The following is a 21,748-nucleotide window of genomic DNA, read 5'->3' as shown; positions in this document are numbered from 1 at the left end:
TGGAAAGGGCGGTGAGGTTTCCGTCACCGCCCTTTCTTTTTACGTGTCGCTACGGGTTACCAGCCGATCCCGAGTTCGAGGTGTTCCGGCTGCGGCTCGATGAGGCTGGAGCTCTGGTCGGAGACATCGTCGTACGCGAAGCCGTAGGCCTTGCCGTTCACGCCGTGCAGGTGCCAGAAGCGCGAATAGTAGTTCGCCGGCGACTGCAGGTAGAACGAACCCGGATCCTTCCACTCACCCGTATCTTCCATGACGTGGCGGTTGAACGCCGCGCAGATCTGCGCTTCGAGCTGGCCTTCCACGCCCCACGGGTCGTTGGAACGCGCCAGGGCGCCCTTGCCTTCCAGCACATCCTGCGTGGTCGGCTTCTGCACCGTGAACAGCATGCCTTCGGCTTCGTCCGGCTCGTGGGTATCCGCCCAGTTCACGTGGCGGAACACCAGCGCACCGTTCACCACGCTGCCTTCGAACTGCTTGGCACCGATGGTCATCTGCAGCACATGGCTCCGGTAGTACGTCCAGCTGCTGTCGATGTATGCGTCGAAGTAATGCTCCTGCGGCTTGCCGGCATCGAACTGATCCTTGCCCGGGGCGAGGATGCGGATCGGGTCGGCGCTGGCCAGCTGGAACTCGGCCGGCACTTCCTGGTTGTACGCCGCGAAGATCTCGGCGCGGGTCTGGGTGATACCCGAGTTCACATGGCGCGTCTTGTTGCCGCCATACACATCCAGCGAAAGCGGGATGGAGAACTGATCGACCTGCGTGGTGTTGATGAACAGGGCGTCGTTGTTCCAGGTGAACTCATACCAGTCGTAGTACACGCCGATGTTCGGGTCGGTCGCGTTGAGCGGGTTGGGGCCCGCAAAACCGATCGTGCCATCGGCTGCCTTCAGGATCTTGATGTACATCGGCTCGCCGACGGACACGAAGATCCGGCCCGAATCCATCTTCGGCAGCTTCATCAGCTTGGCCTGGGCCAGGGTGAAGAAGTAGTTCGGATAGTTCTGGCCATTCTTGGTCAGGTGGCCCGCACCGTCGTTGTCTTCTTCCTTCGCGGCGGTGAGCGTGCCATCCGGCTTCACCCACGAGAACACCTGGGTGGTCGGATCACGGCCGATGACGGCGACGTAGACCTGGTCGTCGCGCCACTTGCCGTTGGTGGCGTTGCGCAGCTGGGTACCGATGTAGCCCGGGTAGGTGTCGTAGTCGAAACCTTCCGACGGATCATTGTTGCCCGGCTGCTGCGGCTGGCCCGGATCGCTGCCATCCGCCGCGCCATACACTTCCATTTCCCACAGCGAGTAACCGTACTGCGTGTTGCGGGTCTGGCCCTGCATGCGCACGTAGCGGGCCGACACCGGCGTGAACGCCAGCGTTTCCACGCCACCGTTGCTGCCGATCTTCGCATCCGCCACCTGCCACGACTGCCCGTCGAGCGACACCTCGATCTGGTAGTTCACGGCATGTGCGTTTTCCCACTTCAGGATCACCTTGTTCACCGTCTTCACGGCGCCCAGGTCGACCTGCACCCACTCGTCGTTGAAGAATTCGGACGACCAGCGCGAACCTTCGTCACCGTCGGTCACGTTGGCGGCCTTGAATGCCACCGGGTTCTCCGAGGACGACGCGAGCGCCGGCTGGTGGAGCGCCAGGTTGGTGTCGGACGAAACCGGCGGCGGCACCTGCTGGGCCGGCTGGGTCACGGCGAGCGTGGCCGGCTGGCTGGTGGCGCTATGGCCGGCGGCATCCGTCGCCACCACGTCGTAGCTGCCCGCGTTGGCGAGCGAGGCGGTGAAGGTGTAACTGGCCTGGTTCGCACCCGACACGGCCGCACCGTTGCGACGCCACTGGTAGCCGACGTTGCCGTTGGCCTTGACGCTGACCGCGAAGGTCACCGGCTGGCCCGCGGTCACGGACTGCGCCTGCGGCTGGCCGAGGAAGGTCGGCGCGGCGGCCGCGTAGACCTCGAACTCGTACAGCGACACACCGTAGTCGGTGTTCTTCGCCGAGCTGGTCATGCGCACGTACTGTGCCGTGACTGCGGCGAAGTCGACGCGCTCCACGCCACCCTTGCCGGCGACCGGCTGCGGGGTGACCGACGTAAAGTTCGTGCCGTCGTTCGACACTTCGACGATGTACGACGTCGAGTGCGCGCGTTCCCAACGCAGGATCACGTGGTCAAAGGTCTTCGGCGCACCGAGATCCAGGCGGATCCACGCGGTGGGCTTGAAGTCCGAACCCCAACGGGTGGTGAAGTCACCATCCGTCGCGCCCTTCGGGCCGAGGTAACCATCGTTTTCATTGCCGCTGGAGGTCGCGGTGGCGCCCGTGGCGACATTCACGCCGCCCTGGCCATCACCCGGCGTACCCGGGCCGTCCGGATTGTCCGGCTGGCCCGGATCGTCGCCGCCGTTGCCCGGCTGCGTCGCCGTGCCCTGCTGCCATGCCGGCGGGTCGAAACCATCGGTCGAGTTATCGACCGTGATCGCGGCCAGGTGGCTTTCGGTCGTGAGGCCCTTGGCGCTGACCACGCGAACCTTGTACTGCGTGCCATTGTCCGCCGCGACGAGCGCGGGGGTGGCGTACGTGCCATCGGTGGACGAAGCGGCGAACTCATCCGTGAACGTGCCATCGCCCTGCGGCAGGTGACGGTACCAGTTGTAGGCCATCGGACCATCACCGGTGGCGGTCACGGTCAGGTGTGCCGAGCGGCCCACGCCAGCCTTCTGCGCGACAGGATCCGCCGAGATCGACGGTGCCACGGCCGTGGGGCCGGAGACGCACAGCGCGTGCGAGGGGTTGTTCTCCGCGACGAGGCGGAAGGTCGAACCATCCGACGCCACCTGGTAGGCGTACGTCTGGTCATCCGGGTCGTTCGTCGAAGTCCAGATCGTCCAAGCCTGCGGGAACGCATTCGTGGAGAGGTTCTGGCCAGCGACGGCCAGCGCTTCGTCGATCGTCGGCAGGCGCGCGCTCACCTTCGCGCAATCCGCGATGGCGTTGGACTGCTTGTACTGCGCACCCTGGTCGGCCAGGCCGCGCTGGGCACGTTCCCAGGTCAGGCCACTGAAGTGGTCCACGACATGGTTCGTATCCTGCACGGTGTAGCGGTCGCCATCCTGGCAGCACGTGGGCGAGTCATAGACCTCGAACTCGTAGAACGAGTAACCGTAGTCGGTGGCGCGCTTGATGCCCTGCATGCGGACGTAGCGGGCCGAGACGCGCGTATCCGTCATGTCTTCGGTGCCGCCAAGGCTGGTGTCGTTCTCGTGCCAGTCCTTGTAGCCCGTGTCCTTGTCGTTCGAGTACTGGATCTTGTACTGAGCGGCGTGGGCGTTTTCCCACTTGATGACGACGCGGTTGAACGAGCGCACGGCACCCAGGTCGACGGTGAACCAGGCGGCATCGTTCTTCTGCTCGGACGCCCAGCGGGTGCCCTTCTCGTCACCATCGACCGCACCGGCAGCCGGCGTGCCCTGCACGTTCTCCACGCCACTGGCGTAGGTCACCTTCTGCCGGGCCAGGTTGGCACCCGGCGGGGCCAGGGTCAGCGCGGCGGGGTTGCTCGTCGCGGCAGCGGTATCGCCAAGGATGTTGGTAACCACGACCACGTAGTTGCCGACATCGCTGAGGCTGACATTCGGCACGTTGAGCGTGGCGCTGTCATCACCCACCGGCTGGCCATCGTGCGTCCACTTGTAGTGGAACGGCGAGGAGCCCGCGACGGACACGCTGAACTGAGCCGCCTGGCCCGGGTTCGCGCGCACGTTGCCCGGCTGGCCGGTGATGACCGGCTGGCGCGCGGCGTTCACGGTCAGGTGGGCGGCCGTCGAGGGCGTGTCACCCAGCGGGTTGGAAACCACGACCGTGTAGTCGACATTGCCATCGGCGGCGGTGAGCACCGGCGTGTCGTAGGTCGGGTTGTTGGCGCCGGGGATCTCCGCGTTGCCACGCATCCACTGGTAGGTCACCTTCGGCGAACCGGTGGCCACGACCGCGAAGTGCGCCTGCTGGCCCACGTCCACGTTCGCCGCCTGCGGCTGCTGGCTGATGACGACGTTCTGCGCCTTGAACACGCGGAGGATGGCCGGGGTGGATTCCTGGTCGCCCTTCGCGTTATGCACCACCACGGTGTACGAGGCGCCGTCGTCCGTCGCGGCCGAGGCGGCCGTCGTGTACGTCGCCGCGTTCGCGCCGGGGATCTCCTGGCCGTTCTTCTTCCAGGTGAAGGTCAGCGGGGCTTCGCCCGTGGCGGTCACCGAGAAGTGGCCCGGGAAGCCCTGGGTCACGTCGTCCTCGACCGGGTTCGCGATGATGGCCGGCGGACCGGACGCACCCTGCGAGACCCTGGGCACCGCAACGATGTTGAACGACGCGCTGCCCGGCAGCAGGCCGGCGGCCGTCGCGGTGACGGTCACGGTACCCGTGTCGAACTTCGTGCGCAGCGCGATCTTCTGCAGGCCACCTTCGAACTTCAGTTCGTGGTCGCCCGGTGCGTGGTAGCCATGGATCGGCTCTTCCGTGCCATCACCGTTCATGGTGTGGCCACCGGCCCAGTCGACCAGCTGCTGCGTGCCACCCTGGTAGGTGACCAGCGAGGCGCCACCCGTGACTTCGAAGTTCACGTTGACGTCCGAACCCACCGGCACGGTGTTGCCGTCCTTGTCGACGACGCGGGCCACCACGAAGGCGGCATCCGAACCGTTGGCGGTGACGGCGAACGCCGTACCGTCCGGCTTCACCAGCTCCGGCACCATGCTCAGTTCGATGTGATCGGCCTTGCCGGCCGTCGTCAGCGAATCCTGCACCGGTGCGCCGTTCGTATCGTCCACCACTGCACCGAGTGCGTCGATGCACTGCGCGGTCGCGGTACCCGACTGCCACGGCAGGTTCCAGTGGACCTGGCCCGGGAGACCGGTGGTCTTCTGCGCCTGGGCCGAACCCTTGATGCGGCCGGTCTCCGGGTCAGTGCCCGAGTTCTCGACGTCGTAGCTGGCCTCGTCGATCGCATCCCAGTTGTTCGGCTTCTGGTCGCTGCCCTGCGGCACGCCATTGACGAGCAGGCGGACGGCCGGGCAGTTGCTGAACGCGTTGACCTGGATCGAACCGGTCTCGTTCGCGCGGTTCCAGTGGTGCGCCAGCTTGACGACCGGCTTGACCTCGAACGGCGTCCACACCGACTGGTAGATGTAATACATCATCCGCGGGAAGCGGTTCTGGTCGACCATGGAGCTGCCGATCGAACGCACGTTGTGCTGGAACTGCTTGGTCTTGCCGTCCTGGCTCCAGCTCCAGTGCGTCGCGTCCTCGTAGCCCTCGTCGAACTCGATCGTTTCACCCGGCGTATCGGCGAAATACCACTGTGCCATGCCGAAGGTGCCCGCCTTGCGGCCCTTCGAATACGGCACGAGGTAGTTCAGCGCGTACGAGAGCTCGTAGTCGAACGCGTGGCGCGCCGAGCCGATGCCCCAGTATTCCGCGCCCCACGCGGGCTTGTTCGGGAACTGCTTGTGCACGCCTTCCTCGCACCCTGCCTTGCTGCAGCTCAGGATGTCGCCGTTGGCCGGATCCGGCGAACGGTCGGCGGCGGCGCGCGGCGCGATGCTGTCCCAGTTACGGGCCATGTTGCGCAGCTCGACGGCGAAGTTCGTATCCATCTTGCCGTTGTCGGATTCCCACGCGAGGATCGACGGATGGTTACGGTCGCGGATCACCAGGTCGCGATGCAGTTCGCGCTTGATGTTCCACATGTTCACGCAGGCATCGTCGCCCGCCGCGCAACGGTTCGAGAAACCATTCTCGCCATCGCCGCTGGGCTGCACGATGAACACGCCCAGCGCGTCCGCGGCCTCGACGAACTCCGGGCTCGACGGCGACTGGCCAGGACGCCACAGGTTGCCGCCAGCCGCGGCCAGCTGCTGCAGGTCACGCCACTGCTGTTCTTCGGGCACGGACGAACCGAGAGCCGGGTAGTCGTAGCGACCCGAAGCGCCCCACGTGTACTGCTTCTTGCCGTTGATGTACGGGAAATCCTTGTCCCACGTGATCATGCGGATGCCGAGCGGGCTCTGCTTCGCGTCGACCACGGTGCCATCGATGCTGACCGTGTGCAGCACCTTGTACATGTACGGCTTGCCGTAAATGCTGTTGTTCGGATACCACAGCGTCGGGCCGTTCACCGTCAGCTTTTCGTCGAAGATCGGGGTCGCGTCGCTCGGGGCGACGTGCGGCGCCAGCTGCTTCTGCTGCTGGTCCGATGCGACGACCTTGCCGGTGGCGTCGACGATCTGCGTGGTCAGGGTGACGGTCACCGGCACGTCGCGGTCGTTGACCACGTTGGTCTGCACGCGGACCACGGCGCTCTTGTGGTCATCCGTGAGCGATTCCGTGCCGACGTACGTACCCCAGGTGTTCTGGCCGGCGTAGACGTTCTCCGGGATGTGCACGAGGTTGGTGACGTGCAGCTTCACCGGGCGGAACAGGCCGGCTTCCGCCTGGCCGAAACGGAAGGAGCCGGAGAAACCCGGATCCTGGAAGAAGCCACCGCCGCTGCGGCTCACCTTCACCGCAATGACATCCTTGCCATCGTAGTTCAGGTACTTCGTCAGATCGACAATGTGCGGGATGAAGCCGATGACATGGGTCGCGTTCTCGTCGACCTGGCCCTTCTGGTTGAGGGGGCCGGTGCCGGGGACGAACGTCCCGTTGACGTAGACGCGATCGCCTGTGTGCGCGCCTTCGAACTCCACCATGACCTTGCGGCCGCGGTAGCTTGCGCTGTCCTTCAGCGTGGTGCGGTACCAGCTGGTTTCGCCATCCAGGCTGCCCTGGCCACCACCGGATTCCTGGTTGAGGAAGGTTGTGAAGTCGTTCGCGGCATGCGGGATGCCGACGGTTTCCCACTTCGAATCATCGAAGCCGACGGCCGCGCCGTCGTCACCGTTGGGTACCTGCGCGTGGCCATTCTGGTTCTGGTACTGCTTGATGTATTTCCACGGCTGCGCGCCGAGGTTCACATCCACGCGATCGGAAGGCGCGAGGGTCACGGCGTGCGCCGTCACCGTCGCACCAAGGCACAGCAGCGCGAGCACGGCGGATAACCGTGTTCGCATCGCGTGCCCCGGGGGTGCTGCGGGGTGCATTGTCATGGAGGAAATCCCCTGTGGGTTGGTCCGTTGACAGCGGCGTTCCGCGCACGCACGACGGCACCGGCCGGCGCATGCGCCAGCCGTGGTTCATCGTTTCGTACTCAGGGGGAAGTCAAATTCCCGCCACGCGCCAAGGCTTTGTGGCTGAAGGGGATTTGGCCGTCCATACGCCAACTGCGGGCGGATCATCGCGCCGCAGCAATGACACCCACAATACTAAAGCTGACTCTAAGGGGGGCTTTTCGCACCATACGCGCGCGTTCCGTGACGCACGTCCCGCTTGGCGTACGAAAGCTCGTTTTGTGCAAGAAGCCGTAGAAACGTAGGAGCCCACCCTGTGGGCGACATCTCTTCGCGATACGCGACAGGACCTGTGGCGTCATCGCGAACGGCGTCGCCCACAGGGTGGGCTCCTACGGGCAGCGTACGGTCAGGCGGCGGTGCCGCCGACGGTCATCGCATCGACGCGCAGCGTCGGCTGGCCTACGCCGACCGGCACGCTCTGGCCATCCTTGCCGCATACGCCCACGCCTTCGTCCAGCGCGAGGTCGTTGCCGATCATCGAGACGCGCGTCAGTACCTCCGGACCGGCGCCGACCAGCGTGGCGCCCTTCACCGGCCGGGTGATCTTCCCGTCTTCAATGAGGTAAGCCTCGCTCGCCGAGAAGACGAACTTGCCGTTGGTGATATCGACCTGGCCACCGCCGAAGTTCACCGCATACAGGCCCTTCTTGACCGAGCGGATGATTTCCTCGGGCTCGCGGTTGCCCGCCAGCATGTACGTGTTGGTCATGCGCGGCATCGGCAGCTGCGCGAAAGATTCGCGGCGGCCGTTGCCGGTGGACTTCACGCCCATCAGGCGGGCGTTGAGCTTGTCCTGCATGTAACCCTTGAGGATGCCGTTCTCGATGAGCGTGGTGCACTCGGTCGGCGTACCTTCGTCATCGATGCTCAGCGAGCCACGGCGGCCCGGCAGCGTGCCGTCATCCACGACGGTGACGCCCTCGGCCGCCACGCGCTGGCCGATGCGGCCGGCGAATGCCGAGCTGCCCTTGCGGTTGAAATCGCCCTCGAGGCCGTGGCCGATCGCCTCGTGCAGCAGCACGCCGGGCCAGCCGGGGCCGAGCACGACGGTCATGGTGCCAGCGGGAGCGTCGACCGCCTCGAGGTTCACCAGCGCCTGGCGCACGGCTTCCTCGGCGAAGGCGTGCGCCCGCCCGTTCTCGAGCAGCTCGCGGTAGCCATAGCGACCGCCACCACCGGAGTGGCCCGCCTCGCGGCGGCTGCCCTGCTCGGCAATGACCTGGACATTCAGGCGCACCAGCGGCCGCACGTCGGCCGCCAGCGTGCCATCGGAGCCGGCCACGAGGATCGTATCCATGGTGGCCGCGAGGCTCACCACCACCTGCTTGACGCGCGGGTCGCGCGAGCGGGCATAGGCGTCGACCTCGCGCAGCAGCGCGATCTTTTCTTCGTTCGGCAGGCTTTCCACAGGGTCGATCGCGGGATACAGCCCGCGGCCGGTCGCGATGGCCAGCGGCTTGCCCGCGCCAGCGCCGCCCTGCGCGATGGCGCGCGCGGCACGCGACGCCTCGAGCAGCTGCGGGAGCACGATTTCATCGGAGTATGAGAAGCCGGTTTTCTCACCGGAGATGGCGCGGACGCCCACGCCCTGCTCGATCGAGTGGCTGCCATCCTTCACGATGCCCTCTTCCAGCACCCAGGATTCGCTGCGCGAATGCTGGAAGTACAGGTCCGCCGCATCGATGGAGGGACCCATCAGCTGGGAGAACACGCGGTCGAGGTCGGAAGAAGCGAGGCCGCCCGGGGTAAGCAGGCGCCGTTCGGCGAGGGTGATCAGGGAGTCCATCAAGGCTGCCGGTCTGGGAACGTGGATAAGCCCAACATGGGGCCTGGGGCGCCCAGCTTAAACCCCGGCGCCCCAGCTGGCGAATTGGTAGGATGCCCGCGCAACCCAAGGGAAAGGAAAATCGATGAGCCAGGGGAAGAAGCGGGCATTCGCCCGCCGTGTCGCGACGGCGCCCGCGCGCCGGGCCGAGGTCGTGGTCGATGAAACGGTCGACCTGCTCCACCGCAGTGGTGAGCTGAAGCCGGGGAAGGCCATGGTGAGCACGGCCATCGCCCTTTCGCTCGCCATCCTCTCGTTGCTGGCCGTGGTCGCGTTCCACTTCCCGGAATACCTGACCACGCCGGACCTGCGCCACAAGTACTCGGTGGACGTGCTGCGCCAGCTCCTGCTGGGCGGCCTGCTGGTCGCGGGCGGGCTTTCGCTGGCCAACGTCATCCTGGGGCGCCAGCGCAACCTGAACATCGGCGCCTTCGTCCTGGTCATCGCGGCGGTCGCCCTTGGCGGCAATCGCGTGCCGGTCGGCGCCTTCCCCGACCACACGCCGTACATCGGCCTCGACTGGTTCATCCTCGACCTGCTTGGCTCCACGCTGATCTTCGTGGTGCTGGAGAAGCTCTTCCCCCTCTACAAGGGCCAGTCGCTGTTCCGCTTCGAGTGGCAGACGGACATGAAGCACTTCGCGGTGAACCACTTCATCGTGGGCCTCGCGCTGCTGATCGTTAACTTCCTCATCCACCATGCGTTCGGCTGGCTGGTGAACAGCGACTTCCAGCGCATGGTGGCGTCGATCTGGTTCGTGCCGCAGCTGTTGCTGTGCATCCTGGTGGCCGACATGGCCCAGTACTGGACGCACCGCGCATACCACGAGGTGCCGTTCCTGTGGCGCTTCCACGCCGTGCACCACAGTGTGAAGACGATGGACTGGCTGGCCGGTTCGCGCCAGCACATGCTGGAGCTGATCTTCACCCGCGTCTGCGTGCTCGCGCCGCTCTACGTCCTGGGCTTCAGCGAAGGGGTGATGAATGCTTACATCATCGTCGTGGGCTTCCAGGCCGTATTCAACCACGCGAACGTGCACCTGCCGTGGGGCCCGCTGCGCTACGTGATCGTCACGCCGGATTTCCATCACTGGCACCACGCGTCGGATGACGAGGCGATCGACAAGAACTACGCCGCCCACTACGCCTTCCTCGACTACCTGTTCGGCACCGCGGTGAAATCGAAGAAGACGTTCCCGGAAAAGTACGGCGTCGTCGGCGACTACATGCCCGACGGCTTCGTGAAGCAGCAGATGTTCCCCTTTAGCAAGACCAAGACCTGACGAAACCTGTGGGAGCGTGCTGTGGGAGCGTGCTTGCACGCGATGGGTGCTTGCAGCAGGCCAATCGCGCGCAAGCGCGCTTCCACGAATCAGGCGCGCTCGGCCTTCGCACGACGTTTGCCAGCCGCCTTTCCCGAAGTGTCCACGTCAGCCCACGGCACAATGGCCGCTAGCACGGGAGCCAGCTGCGGGCGCACCATGGCACGGTCGTAACCGTCCTGGAGCCCGGTCCAGAACTCTTCCGACTGCCCAAAGAAGCGCGACAGGCGCAGCCCGGTATCGATCGTGATGGCGCGTCGCCCGGCGACAATCTCGCTCACCCGGATTGCAGGAACACCAATCGCCTTCGCGAGACGGTACTGCGTAATGCCCATGGGCGTGAGGAATTCCTCCTGGAGGATTTCGCCAGGGTGGGGATAGGGAACCTTGCGGGTCACGGGTTGCCTCCTAGTGATAGTCGACGATGCGAACGTGGTGTGCGTGGTCGTCGCGCCAGACGAACACCACCCTGAACTGATCGTTGATGCGAATGCTGTGGTAGCCCGCCAGGGAACCCTTCAACGGCTTCAACCGGTTCGATGGCGGAATGCGCAGATCGGCAAGGCGTTTCGCATAATCGAGCATGGCCAGCTTTCGCATGGCTGGACCCTCGATATGTGCCCACCGACGACATGGGACGCCGCGGTACAGGTCGCGCGTTTCCCGGTCACCGAACGACTGGATCATGATTAGTATCGCCACTCGATAATAACGAGTAGCGATACTATGTTCAACGATTCGGTAGGGCTGCCGGGTGATGCCGACGAATTGTGTAGGGCGTCGCCCGCTACTTCGCAGGCGGCGTAGCCGTGGAAGGCAGGCCCTTGTCGATCGGGGTGAAGACGGGTTTATCCCAGCTGCCGGTGACGTGGTAGCGCTTGCGGGCGGCCTGGTTGAGGCCGTGGCCTAGCAGGCCTTGCACCGCGAAGCCGGCGGCGGCGCCGACGGGGCCGCCGGCGAGTGCACCGACCACCGGCAGGCTGTTGCCGACGTGCGGCACGACCAGCACTTCCTGGTCGTAGTCGCGGGCCTTGAGCCCTGCCCGGCCCGAGATGGAGATCTCCGCCGCGGGGGCCTTGATCTTCAGATCCTGCGTGCTCGCGTTGCCATTGGCGAAAGTAAAGTTGCCGGTGATCGAATCGAAGCCGAAGCCCTTGCCGAGCACGTCGCCGAAATCGAGCGCCATGCGCCGCGGCAGTTCGGTGATTGACACCAGGCCGAACAGGCGCCCCACGCCAGGCTGTACTTCGAGGATGCGGCCGTTGGCGACGTTGATCTTCAGCGTGCCATCCATGTTCGCCAGCGCCAGCGCGGAAGGACCGCCTGGCCAGGTCGCATCCAGGCGCGCCTCGGTGCGCCCGCCCGACATGATGCCGGCGAAGCCGTGCGCATCGAGCATGCGTGCAACGTCTTCGGAGACGAAATCCATCGCGAGGTGCGTGCGGCTCTTCTTCTCATCGCCGTTCCAGTCACCCGTCGCGGTGATCTGCACATTCTTCGATTGCGCACGTAGCTGGTCCACGTGCAGGCCTTCGTCCGTCGGCCAGGTTTCCAGGCGCGCTTCACCCAGCCGGGCCTTGCCCAGGCGCATGTCGCTGACCTGCAGGTGCAGCGGCGGCAGGCTGGACGGCGCGACACCGGCTTCGTTCGTGTCGGCGGGTTTCTTGCCGTTCGCGTCCTTCGCCTCTTCGGCGTGCGCGACGGTCACCGCCGCGGTGGCGGCCTGCCCCGCCGCGGCACGGCCCTTCTTCGCGGCGTCAGCGCTGTCATCCGCCGAGGGCCAGTACAGGCGATCCATGCGCGCGGTGATGCCGCGACGGCGCAGATCGTCGTTTGGCACCGTCATGGCGCCGGCCATGCCATCGCTGTCGACGCGCAGGCTGAGTTCGCGTGGCCCCGGTCGCGCCACGATGTGCATGCTGTTGAAGTGCTGGCCGAACACCTCGGCATCGTCCGTGCTGATGTCGAGCCCGGAGAGCCCCGGACCGGTCGAACCGGTGGACAGCCCGACCACATACTGGACCCAGCCGGAGACATCGAGCTTCGCGGCGTGGCCACTGAACAGGTAGCCCTGGGCCGGCATGACCGCAGGCGGCGTGGTGCCAAGATTGAACGCGGCGGCGATGGGCGCATTCGTCTTGCTGTTCGCCAGGCGCAGCTGGCCGCGCACGATATCGCCCAGCGCGATATCGAGACGCGCACCGTCGATCGGCAGGCCCAGGCGCACCGACAACGGCAGCGCCTGCGTGGGCGGCTTTTTCACCGGCGTCGGCATCAGCATCTCCACGCCGCGGAGATCGGAATCGACGCTCAGCAGCTGGCTGAGCTCGCCCTTATCGCCCATGCGCGTCAGGTCGAAGCCAACACGAAAGTTGCCGCGACCCTTGGCGATATCGCTCAACCATTTGAGGTCCGGATAGTCGGCGACCATCTCCTCCATGGTGAACGCGCCGCTGACCGCCGCCGTGAGTGCTTTGCCGGGATCGCCCGTGCCGCCCGCGATCGCAAGATCGACATCCGCGGGCTGGCCGTGGAACTGGGCCTTGAGGCCTTTTGCCGTGAACCCGGTGCCGTTGAAGCTCATCGGCCCGGTGATCTTGTCGAGGCGCAGCTTCCACGCGTCGGCGACGAGGTCGGCATCCTTGATCGTCGCCCTGCCCTCCAGCGTGAAGTCCTTCGCGTCCTTCAACGGCATGAGCAGGTTGAAGCCGAACTCACCGGTGCCGCCGAGCTTCATCTGGTCAATGGCTTCGCGGCTGCTGCTGGCGATCGGGCTGTTCTTGATGAAATCGAGGAAGCTGTTGCCCGTGCCAGCCCCGCTGATGCGCAGGTCGAGCACGCCGTCGGCGAAGTCAGGGATCGCGGCCGTCGCCGAGCTGACCGCCGTGCCCAGCGAGTGGCCGTCGCTGGCTTCGATGAACATGCCGTTGTCGATAAAGCTGGCAACAGCGGTGACGCCCTCGGCCCTCGGCCAGCCCGTGCCGTAATCCAGCACCAGGTCGTCGATCAGCGCGCGCGCTTCGAAGCGTCCTTCCTGGTTCTTGAACGGGAACTCGCGCAGGTTGCCGCGGATCATCGCCGAGCCACCCGCGATGTGGCCGGAAACGAGGCCACGGTTCAACCAGTTCTGCGCGCTCTCCGACATTGAATGGATCGGCCAGAAGAGTTTCGCTGCCGGCACCTCGCCTTCGCCGAGCGCCACGTACATGTCGATGAACGGCCCGGTGTCGCCAGGCGGCAGGACCAGTTCGCCGCGCGCCTGGCCACCGTAGCCTTCGCCGCGGAAATCGAGCGCATCGATGCCGATGTGCCAGCCGGCGTCATCGTTGAAGACGGCGACGTCGCCGCCGAATGCCGACATCGCGAAGGGTTTGCGGAAGATGCCCGTGGCGTCGATCGTCGTGGCCTGCCGGGGCAGGCTGAGCACGATCGCTTCATCATCACCGAATACCTGGCCGCTGAGCGACGACAGCCCCGGCAGCTTGCCGCTGGCATCGATGCCCAGGCCGGAGAACGAGGCATGCGCGAAACGCAGGCCGTCGGCCGAGTTCCAGTCGGCGCGCACATCGTCGAAGCGGCCACGCGGCCGGCCTTCGCCCAGCCAGCGGGCCAGCGCCGGCGAAACCTGCGGCAGCAGCCCGGCCCAGGGCAGCAATGGTGCGAGTTCCAGCTTGCGAGCGACAACGGTACCTTCGCTGATCTCACCGCGCGTCTGCAGGACGATCGCGGCGTCGCCGCCATCCCGGCCGGCCCAGTCGATGCGCTGGCCGCCGGCGAAGCGATGCAGATCGATGATGCCGTGCAGGCCCACGGTGCGCACCGTGCGCGCCGGGCTCCGCACCGCCAGATTGTCCAGGTCGATGCTAGACGTCGCGCGCACGACGTGTGCGTCGCGCCAGTCCAGCCAGGTCTCGAAGCGGCCCTTGCCGCCGGCGAGCGCGTAGCCACCCGCCTCGAAATCGCCGGTGAGCGCGGCGAAGTCCACGTTCGCGCCTTTCACGTAGACCCTGCCGCTGGAGCCATCCGCCGCGAAACGCCCCGCCGCGGAGAGCAGGCCGCTGGCATTCTCGCGACGCAGGCTGCCGCCGACGCGCACGACCTGGCCTTGCAGGCTGAGGCGCAACTGGTCGGCGATCAGGCCGAACTGGTGGTTCGTCGTCTCATCGGCGATATCGATGTGGGTATTGGTGAGCCACAGGTCGATCGACATGTTGCCGAACGAGACCTTCTGCGTGGTGCCACCCGACGCGAAGCCATCGATGCTCCAGCGCCCGTCGGGCGCGCGGCGCAGGCCGAGGCGCAGGTCCTGCAGGCGCAGGTTGATCAGGTGCCGCGAGGGCAGCACCAGGCCGCCGAAGTCGAGCTTCACGGCTGCCTGTGGCAGGCGCAACGGCGGTGACCCTGGCTCGCCGCCGATGGTGACGTCGCGCATGACGAACAGCGGCCCGGTCGGCCGCCAGAACCCCTCGAGCGACGCAAAGTGCACCGGCTTGCGAACCTTCTCGCTGAGCATCGCCGCCACGCGCGCGGGATAACGCGCCGCCAGCGGCAGCAACAGCTGGCCGAGCGCCATGACGATCGCCAGGGCGACCAGCACGGTCGCCACCAGGCCCAACAAGAAGAACCGCAGGCGTCGTGCGCGATGGCGCCAGGACGGCGTCACCGGCCCATCCGTTGGCGACGCCCGCGTTTAAAGCAAGACAACATCGAACTGTTCCTGCGAGTAATGCTCTTCCGCCTGGAAGCGGATGCTCTTGGCGATGAATTCTTCCAGCTCGGCCACCGCCGCGGATTCCTCCTCGAGGATACGGCCGACGACCTTCGGACTTGCCATCACCAGCAGCTTTTGCGCGTTGAACTGACGTACGGCGCGGGTGATCTCGCGGAAAATCTCGTAGATCACGGTCTCCGCCGTCTTCAGCGTGCCGCGCCCGCTGCATGCCGGGCACGGTTCGCACAGCTGGCGTTCCAGGCTCTCGGTCGTGCGCTTGCGGGTCATCTCCACCAGGCCGAGCGCGGAAATCGGGTACACCGTGGTCTTCGCGTGGTCGCGCGAAAGGCCCTTCTCGAGCATGCGGATCACCTGGCGCTTGTGCTCGTCGTCCACCATGTCGATGAAATCGATGATGACGATGCCGCCGAGGTTGCGCAGGCGCAACTGGCGCGCGGCGGCCTGCGCCGCCTCCAGGTTGGTGCGGTAAACCGTTTCCTCGAGGTTGCGGCTGCCGAGGTAGCCGCCGGTGTTCACATCGACGGTGGTCATGGCTTCGGTCTGGTCAACGATCAGGTAGCCGCCCGACTTCCGCGGTACCTCCTTGCGCAGCGCCCGCTGGATCTCATCCTCCACCCCGTACAGGTCGAAGATGGGCCGCTCGCCCGAATAGTGTTCCACGCGGTCGGACAGCACCGGCATGAACTTCTGCACGAATTTGACGGTTTTCTCGTAGGTCTCGCGTGAATCCACGCGAACCTTCTCGATCCCGTCGTTCAGCGAATCGCGCAGCGAACGGAGCGGTAGCGAGAGTTCTTCGTAGACACGCTCGCCGACCTTTGCCTTCGCAATGTTTTCCTGCACCACGCGCCAGACCTTGCCGAGGTAGGTCACGTCGAACGCCAGCGATTCCTCGGACTGCCCTTCCGCGTTGGTGCGGACGATGTAGCCAAGGTGCGGCTCGCCGATAAGCGGGGTGATGATGTCCTTCAGGCGCTGCCGCTCGGCTTCTTCCTCGATGCGCACCGAGACACCAAGCGTGCGCGAGTGCGGAAGCAGGACGAGGTAGCGCGAAGGGATCGAAAGATGGGTGGACAGCCGGGCGCCCTTGCTGCCGATCGGATCCTTGACCACCTGGACCACGATTTCCTGGCCCTCGTGGACGAGTTCGCTGATCGGCGGCACGGGCCCGTGGCCGTTCGACTTGCCGCCCTCGGGCGCATCGGTGGCCGGCAGCTGCGGGCGCACGATATCCGAGGCGTGCAGGAACGCGGCACGCTCGAGGCCGATCTCGACAAAGACCGCCTGCATGCCGGGCATGACGCGCTGGACGCGCCCTTTGTAGACATTCCCCACGTAGCCGCGCTTGGAAGCGCGCTCCACGTGTACCTCCTGGAGCATGCCGTTTTCGACGATCGCCACCCGCGTCTCACGCGGCGTGACATTGATCAGGATTTCCTCGCTCACCGGCGCCCCTTTTCCTTAAGCCATCGCGCTTTATAGCCGCGCGGCAGCAACATGTCACTGACCCCGCAAGAGCTGCGAAGTTTCGTAGAGCGGCAGGCCCATGACGCCAGAGTAACTGCCGGAGAGATGTTCGATGAAAGCCGCGGCGCGGCCCTGGATGGCATAGGCGCCCGCCTTGCCCATGCACTCGCCCGTGGCGACGTAGGCGGCGATGGCGGCCTCGTCCAGCACGGCGAAACGCACGGTGGAAACCGAGGTGGCGCAACGCTCGCCGCCCGCCCCGACCAGCCACACGACGGATACGACGCGGTGCTCGCCCCCCGAGAGGCGGCGCAGCATGGCGGCGGCATCCGCGGCGTCGCGCGGCTTGCCGAACACCTCGTCGCTAAGGATCACCTCAGTATCCGCGCCCAGCACGCGGGCACCCGCTTCACCGGCCACGCGCCACAGGCCGGCGCGGGCCTTGTCCCGCGCCACCCGGCTGACATAGGCCTCGGGAGCCTCGCCGGGCTGGCGTTGCTCCTCGACGTCAACATCCAGCGTACGGTGGGCTTCGCCCAGCTGATCGAGCAGTTCGCGTCGGCGCGGGGATTGCGAAGCCAGGTAAAGCACGGGCGGTCCTTCAGGCGCGGTGGTAGGGGTGGCCGGCAACCAGGGTGGTGGCCCGGTAGAGCTGCTCGGCGAGCACCAGGCGCACCAGCATGTGCGGCAGGGTAAGCGGGCCAAGTGACCAGCGCTGGTCGGCACGCGCCAGCACGTCGGGCGCGTGGCCGTCGGGACCTCCGATCAGGAAGGCGATGTCACGGCCACCCATCCGCCATTGCTCAAGCTGCCCGCCCAGGTCCTCGCTGGACCACAGCTTGCCGCGGCCATCGAGGGCGACCACGTGGATATCGCGGGGGAGCGCGGCCAGGATGGCGGCGCCCTCGTCCACGATGGCACGGGCGTCATCGCGGCCCTTGCCGCGAACGCCTGGCTTGATCTCGACGAGGTCCAGCGGCAGCTCGTGGGACAGCCGCTTGCGGTATTCGGCGAAGCCTTCCGCCACCCAGGCGGGCATGCGTTCGCCGACCGCGATAAGGCGCGCCTTCACGGCGCGCTCAGTCGTTGGCGGCGGATTCGGGGGCGTCGTCGCCCACCGTCCACAGGCGCTCCAGGCCGTAGAACTCGCGGATGCGCGGCAGCATGACGTGGACGATGATGTCGCCCAGGTCGACCAGCACCCATTCAGCTTCGGTCTGGCCTTCGACGCCGAGCGGCATCACGCCTGCTTCCTTCGCGAACTTCACCACCTCATCGGCGATGGACTTCACGTGGCGGGCGGAGGTGCCTGAGGCGACGAACAGGATGTCGGCGATGGAGGTCTTGCCGCGGACGTCGATTTCGCGGACGTCCTTGGCCTTGAGGTCTTCCAGGGCGGCGATCACGCGCTTGCGGAGAAGCTCATTGCTGGCGGCGGTCTTGGCCTTGCGGGATGCAGTCGAACTCAAGATACGGAAACCTCATGCGGCGGGATGCCGGGTTGGGGGCAGTATACCCCCCGCCGGGGGCACCTGCGTCAACCCGCCCCGCCCCTTACTCCCAGTGCACCGCCAGGCGGAAATCCACCCGCCAGGCGTCCTGGTCGGGCACCACCCTGGTGAACGCATGGGCCACGTCGCCGGTAAAGGTCAGCCAGCGGCGGTAGTTCCAGTTGGCGCCGAGGCCGGCACCGGTGATCTGGCGGTTCCGCGGGAAGGCCGCGAAGACCGCGCCGTGGTCGGCAAAGGCGTAGGTATCCACGGCGCCGATCGGGCGGTGCAGCTCCAGGTCGAGGAAATAGCCGCGGGCACCGGCAACCACGCCGCGGTCGTAACCGCGCACGCTGCCTACCCCGCCCAGCTGGAACAGGGACGACGACGGCAGGGTGTCCTTGTTGCTGTACTGCCAGCCGGCGCCGAGGCGAAGGGCCCAGGCTTTGCCGAAAGCCTGCACGCCATCGAAGCTGCCGGTGGCGGTCAGGAACGAACCCGAATCGGCGATCGGCTGGCTCGCGCTTAGGTGGCTGACCTGCTGGGTCAGGGTCCATTCGCGCCCTTCCGTCCGGTGGTTCAGCAGGATCCCGATGCCAAAGCCATTCGTCGTCGTATCGGCGACCGACGTGCCGGCGATGTCCGTGGACGAGCGGGCATGCGTGTACGCCGCCGTGCCTTCGAACAGCCAGCGCTGGTTCGCGATGAACGGCTGGGTGAAGTCCAGCGCGGCGACGGAGGAATGGCCGACGATGTCGAGGTCCCGGTAAGGACCGTTCACGATATCGATCTGGCTGCGCGCATAGCTGATGCCAAGGCGGCCGTTGCTCGGGCTCACGATGCCCGAATACGAAAACTGGCCATCCGTACCACCGCTGGCATGCGCGATGTTGAGGTCCATGCGGTCGCTCACGCCCAGCAGGCCGTTCACGTGGCCGGCAACGCCGACGCGCGTGGTGCCGCTCGTATCCACACCCGCGTTGTCCACGAAGGCGTCGAAGCTACGCGTGGCCGGTTCGGTCACGTCGACCAGCACATCGGTGAGCCCGCGCGAGGCGCCCGGCTGGAGGAGCGCTGCCGCGCGCACGTCGGTCGTGCGGTTGAGGTAGGTGAGATCGTTGCGCAGCGCGTTGGTGTCCAGCAGCTCGCCTTCCACCGCATGGATCCGGCGCTGCACGAACGCTTCCTTCGTGCGGTGCACGCCCTGCACCTTCACCTTACCGAGGTGTCCCTCGATCAGGGCGACATGCACGACGCCGTTCCCGACGCCTTGCGCACCGAGCACGGCGCGGGCCGTACTGATGCCGCGCTTCGCATATTCGGCGTTGATCGCATCGAGCAGCGCATTCAGCTCCGTGGCACCGACCTCATGGCCGATATACGGCTGGGCCATCTGCTGCAGCGTGGGCTCATCGAGCCAGGCCGACTTGTCGAAGGTCACGCCGGTCAGCGTAAAGCGTACGTCGGAGCGGACCGCGGCCGGCGCAGGCGTGCTCGCCGGAAGCGGATCGGTCGGTGCCTGCGGCTGCGTGGGCGCTTCGCGCTGGTCGTAATAACGGTCGGCCCGCTGGGCGGGCGTCTGCTGCGGGGCGGGCGCGGTCTGGGCGCTGGCCTCGGCCTGCAGGGCCAGCAAGGCCAGGCAGGCAGAAGCAAGGGTGGTGCGATTCATCGTGCAAAGGTTCCGGAAGATCAATGGAGGGCACCCAGGTTCACGCCACCGTCGACGGAGGGAGCGACCAGGTCGGGGCCGTCCATCCGCGTCGGGGCCGGACCCGGCTGGCCGTCGCTACCCGGCGTGCCGCGCTCGTCGTCGGCCGGGGTGTCGTTGGTGTGCAGCGTGAGCGTGCTGCCGAGGTAACGCAGGACGCTGCCGCCGTAGTAATCCAGGTTGGTCATGTCGTGCGACTGGATGTAGTTAGGCGAAGTCACGTCGTAACCCACGGTGTAGCGCGACACATAGGCGTCGGACACGGCGGCCACGCCATCCAGCGCGAACTGGAAGCGGGTATCCGGTTCGAAGTACTGGATATCCGCGGTGACCAGCTTCGGCGTCACGTTGTTCATGTAGACGCGGGCAAGCGGCGTCACCAGCAGCATGTCGCCCTGCACCGTCGCATCCGGCATGGTCACCTTCGTTGCCGAGGTGGCGAAGCCTGCCTGCACGGTGGCGAGGCGGTCGATCATCCAGCTATCCGCGTTGCGCAGGTCGATCACGATCTTGCGCGCCACGCCGTTCCTGTAGCCGGTAAGCGTCATCGTCATCGGCTTGCCGGTGCTGGTCTGGATGGTGTGCACGTCCACGTCGGTCGCCGCCAGGTTCAGGCGCGTGCCGATGTGCGAGGTATCGAGTACCACCGCGTTTGCCGCGGACAGCGTGGCCACGTCCGTGATGAGGTCGCCACCGTGGATGCTGCCCTGGGTGGATTCAATGTTGGCCGGGCCACCCGTGCTGATCGTGCCGAAGTTGAGGTTGCCGCCGAGGTTCAGCAGCAAGGTACCGCCGTTCGTGCCTTGCCCCAGGGTCATGTCGCGACCCGCGGTCAGGCCAACGTTGGCGGAGACATCGTAGAGACCGAGGGACAGGTCGCGGCCTGCCGTAGCCGTGAGGTCGCCCTGGGCCACGTACGCCGCGCCGCCGCTGATGTCACGACCGGCGACGAGCACCGTGCCCGTCGCCGAACGACCCGTGCCGAAGACGATATCGGTGGCTGCGCTGGCGTTCGTCGTGCTACCGGAGCGCAGGTCGCCGCCAAGCACGCTGCCATGCAGCGAACGCAGGACGATGTCGCGCCCGGCATCGACGTTGCCGAAGCGAAGATCGTCACCTGCCGTGCCGAACGTATCGCGGCCCGTGCTGAGCGTGCCCAGCGTCATCGCATGGCCGGAATCCAGCGTTGCGTCGTTGCCGACCGTTGCGTTGCCCAGGGCCAGGTTGCGATCCACCACCGCGGCGACGTCGTGGCCCGCGGTAAACGTGGCGACCGTGACGTTGGACTTCGCGCTCGCATTCAGGTCGTTACCCACGTTGAGGGTTCCGACCGTGGCATCGCCGACCAGTGCGAGCGAGGCGTCGTGGCCCACGCCGATCGTGCCGGCATCGAGCGTGCCGTGCAGCGTGCCGTTGAGGTCGTTGCCGACCTGCAGCGTGCCGAGCGTCGTATTGCCGGTCACCGCGAGCGTCGCATCGCCGTCGACCTGCGTGGTCTTGAGTGAGGCGTCGCCACCTACGGAACCGTCAAGGTCGCCGTGAACGGTGGTCTGGTTGGCGGCGAGCTTGCCGGCGACGTTAAGCGTCGCCGTGCCGTCGATCGTCGTGGTATCGGCGAGCATGTCGCCGCCCACCTGGATACCGGCATCGCCGCCCACGGTCGTGGTTCCGAGCGTGAGGCTCTGGCCCACCGTAGCGGCCAGCGTGCGGCCGACGGTCAGCGCCGTGACGTCCACGTTCGACTTCGCCGTCGCCGTGAAATCGTTGCCGGCCTTCAGCGTCGCGATCGTGGCATCGCCATCGACCGCCAGCGCGGCGTCATGGCCCACGTAGATCGTGTCGGCGCCGAGCGTGCCGTGCAGCGTGCCGTTGAGGTCGTTGCCGACCTGCAGCGTGCCGACCGTCGTGTTGCCGGTCACCGCGAGCGTCGCATCGCCGTCGACCTGCGTGGTCTTGAGCGAAGCATCGCCGCC

At 66.4% G+C, this 21,748-nt stretch carries 12 protein-coding genes; 1 reads left to right on the top strand and 11 read right to left on the bottom strand.

Annotated elements, in window-relative coordinates; genetic code table 11:
* Positions 1 to 56: 56 nt before the first annotated feature.
* Positions 57 to 7,112: a beta-1,3-glucanase family protein gene (locus ACTHLF_RS13530; RefSeq protein ID WP_440327868.1), complete on the bottom strand. Its 7,056-nt coding sequence runs from the start codon at positions 7,110 to 7,112 to the stop codon at positions 57 to 59.
* A 466-nt stretch (positions 7,113 to 7,578) separates the two neighbouring features.
* Positions 7,579 to 9,018, bottom strand: a complete 1,440-nt coding sequence (gene tldD / locus ACTHLF_RS13525) for a metalloprotease TldD (protein WP_440327867.1) — start codon at positions 9,016 to 9,018, stop codon at positions 7,579 to 7,581.
* Positions 9,019 to 9,142: 124 nt separating this feature from the next.
* Between tldD and ACTHLF_RS13520 the strand changes: the two genes are divergently transcribed.
* On the top strand, positions 9,143 to 10,339 hold the full coding sequence (locus ACTHLF_RS13520; protein WP_440327866.1) for a sterol desaturase family protein: 1,197 nt from the start codon (positions 9,143 to 9,145) through the stop codon (positions 10,337 to 10,339).
* Positions 10,340 to 10,428: 89 nt separating this feature from the next.
* On the opposite strand, the gene ACTHLF_RS13515 is transcribed toward ACTHLF_RS13520, so the two are convergent.
* The 9 genes from ACTHLF_RS13515 to ACTHLF_RS13475 form a co-directional block, all read right to left on the bottom strand.
* On the bottom strand, positions 10,429 to 10,776 hold the full coding sequence (locus tag ACTHLF_RS13515) for a HigA family addiction module antitoxin (protein ID WP_440327865.1): 348 nt from the start codon (positions 10,774 to 10,776) through the stop codon (positions 10,429 to 10,431).
* Between the two features lie 10 nt (positions 10,777 to 10,786).
* Positions 10,787 to 11,065 carry a type II toxin-antitoxin system RelE/ParE family toxin gene (locus tag ACTHLF_RS13510; protein ID WP_440327864.1) on the bottom strand — a complete coding sequence of 93 codons (279 nt, stop codon included), beginning with the start codon at positions 11,063 to 11,065 and terminating at the stop codon, positions 10,787 to 10,789.
* Between the two features lie 100 nt (positions 11,066 to 11,165).
* Positions 11,166 to 15,041, bottom strand: a complete 3,876-nt coding sequence (locus ACTHLF_RS13505; protein WP_440327863.1) for a YhdP family protein — start codon at positions 15,039 to 15,041, stop codon at positions 11,166 to 11,168.
* 27 nt (positions 15,042 to 15,068) lie between these two features.
* Positions 15,069 to 16,556, bottom strand: coding sequence for a ribonuclease G (gene rng, locus ACTHLF_RS13500; RefSeq protein WP_440327862.1), 1,488 nt, complete (start codon positions 16,554 to 16,556; stop codon positions 15,069 to 15,071).
* A 54-nt stretch (positions 16,557 to 16,610) separates the two neighbouring features.
* Positions 16,611 to 17,168 carry a Maf family protein gene (locus tag ACTHLF_RS13495; RefSeq protein ID WP_440327861.1) on the bottom strand — a complete coding sequence of 186 codons (558 nt, stop codon included), beginning with the start codon at positions 17,166 to 17,168 and terminating at the stop codon, positions 16,611 to 16,613.
* A 10-nt stretch (positions 17,169 to 17,178) separates the two neighbouring features.
* The gene (gene rlmH / locus ACTHLF_RS13490; RefSeq protein WP_440327860.1) at positions 17,179 to 17,649 is read right to left on the bottom strand and encodes a 23S rRNA (pseudouridine(1915)-N(3))-methyltransferase RlmH; all 471 of its coding nucleotides are present in this window, start codon (positions 17,647 to 17,649) and stop codon (positions 17,179 to 17,181) included.
* A gap of 7 nt (positions 17,650 to 17,656) precedes the next feature.
* Entirely contained in the window at positions 17,657 to 18,046 is a 390-nt protein-coding gene (gene rsfS, locus ACTHLF_RS13485) for a ribosome silencing factor (RefSeq protein WP_440327859.1), read from the bottom strand.
* An 85-nt stretch (positions 18,047 to 18,131) separates the two neighbouring features.
* Positions 18,132 to 19,736 (bottom strand): ShlB/FhaC/HecB family hemolysin secretion/activation protein, encoded by a 1,605-nt coding sequence (locus ACTHLF_RS13480; RefSeq protein WP_440327858.1) that lies wholly within the window; start codon positions 19,734 to 19,736, stop codon positions 18,132 to 18,134.
* Positions 19,737 to 19,756: 20 nt separating this feature from the next.
* Positions 19,757 to 21,748, bottom strand: a 1,992-nt coding sequence (locus ACTHLF_RS13475) for a hypothetical protein (RefSeq protein WP_440327857.1), incomplete at its 5' end; no start/stop codon positions are given.

This window comes from Luteibacter sp., assembly GCF_051958795.1.
In the GTDB taxonomy this organism is placed as follows: domain Bacteria; phylum Pseudomonadota; class Gammaproteobacteria; order Xanthomonadales; family Rhodanobacteraceae; genus Luteibacter.
This window is presented reverse-complemented; position numbering and strand designations above follow the sequence as displayed.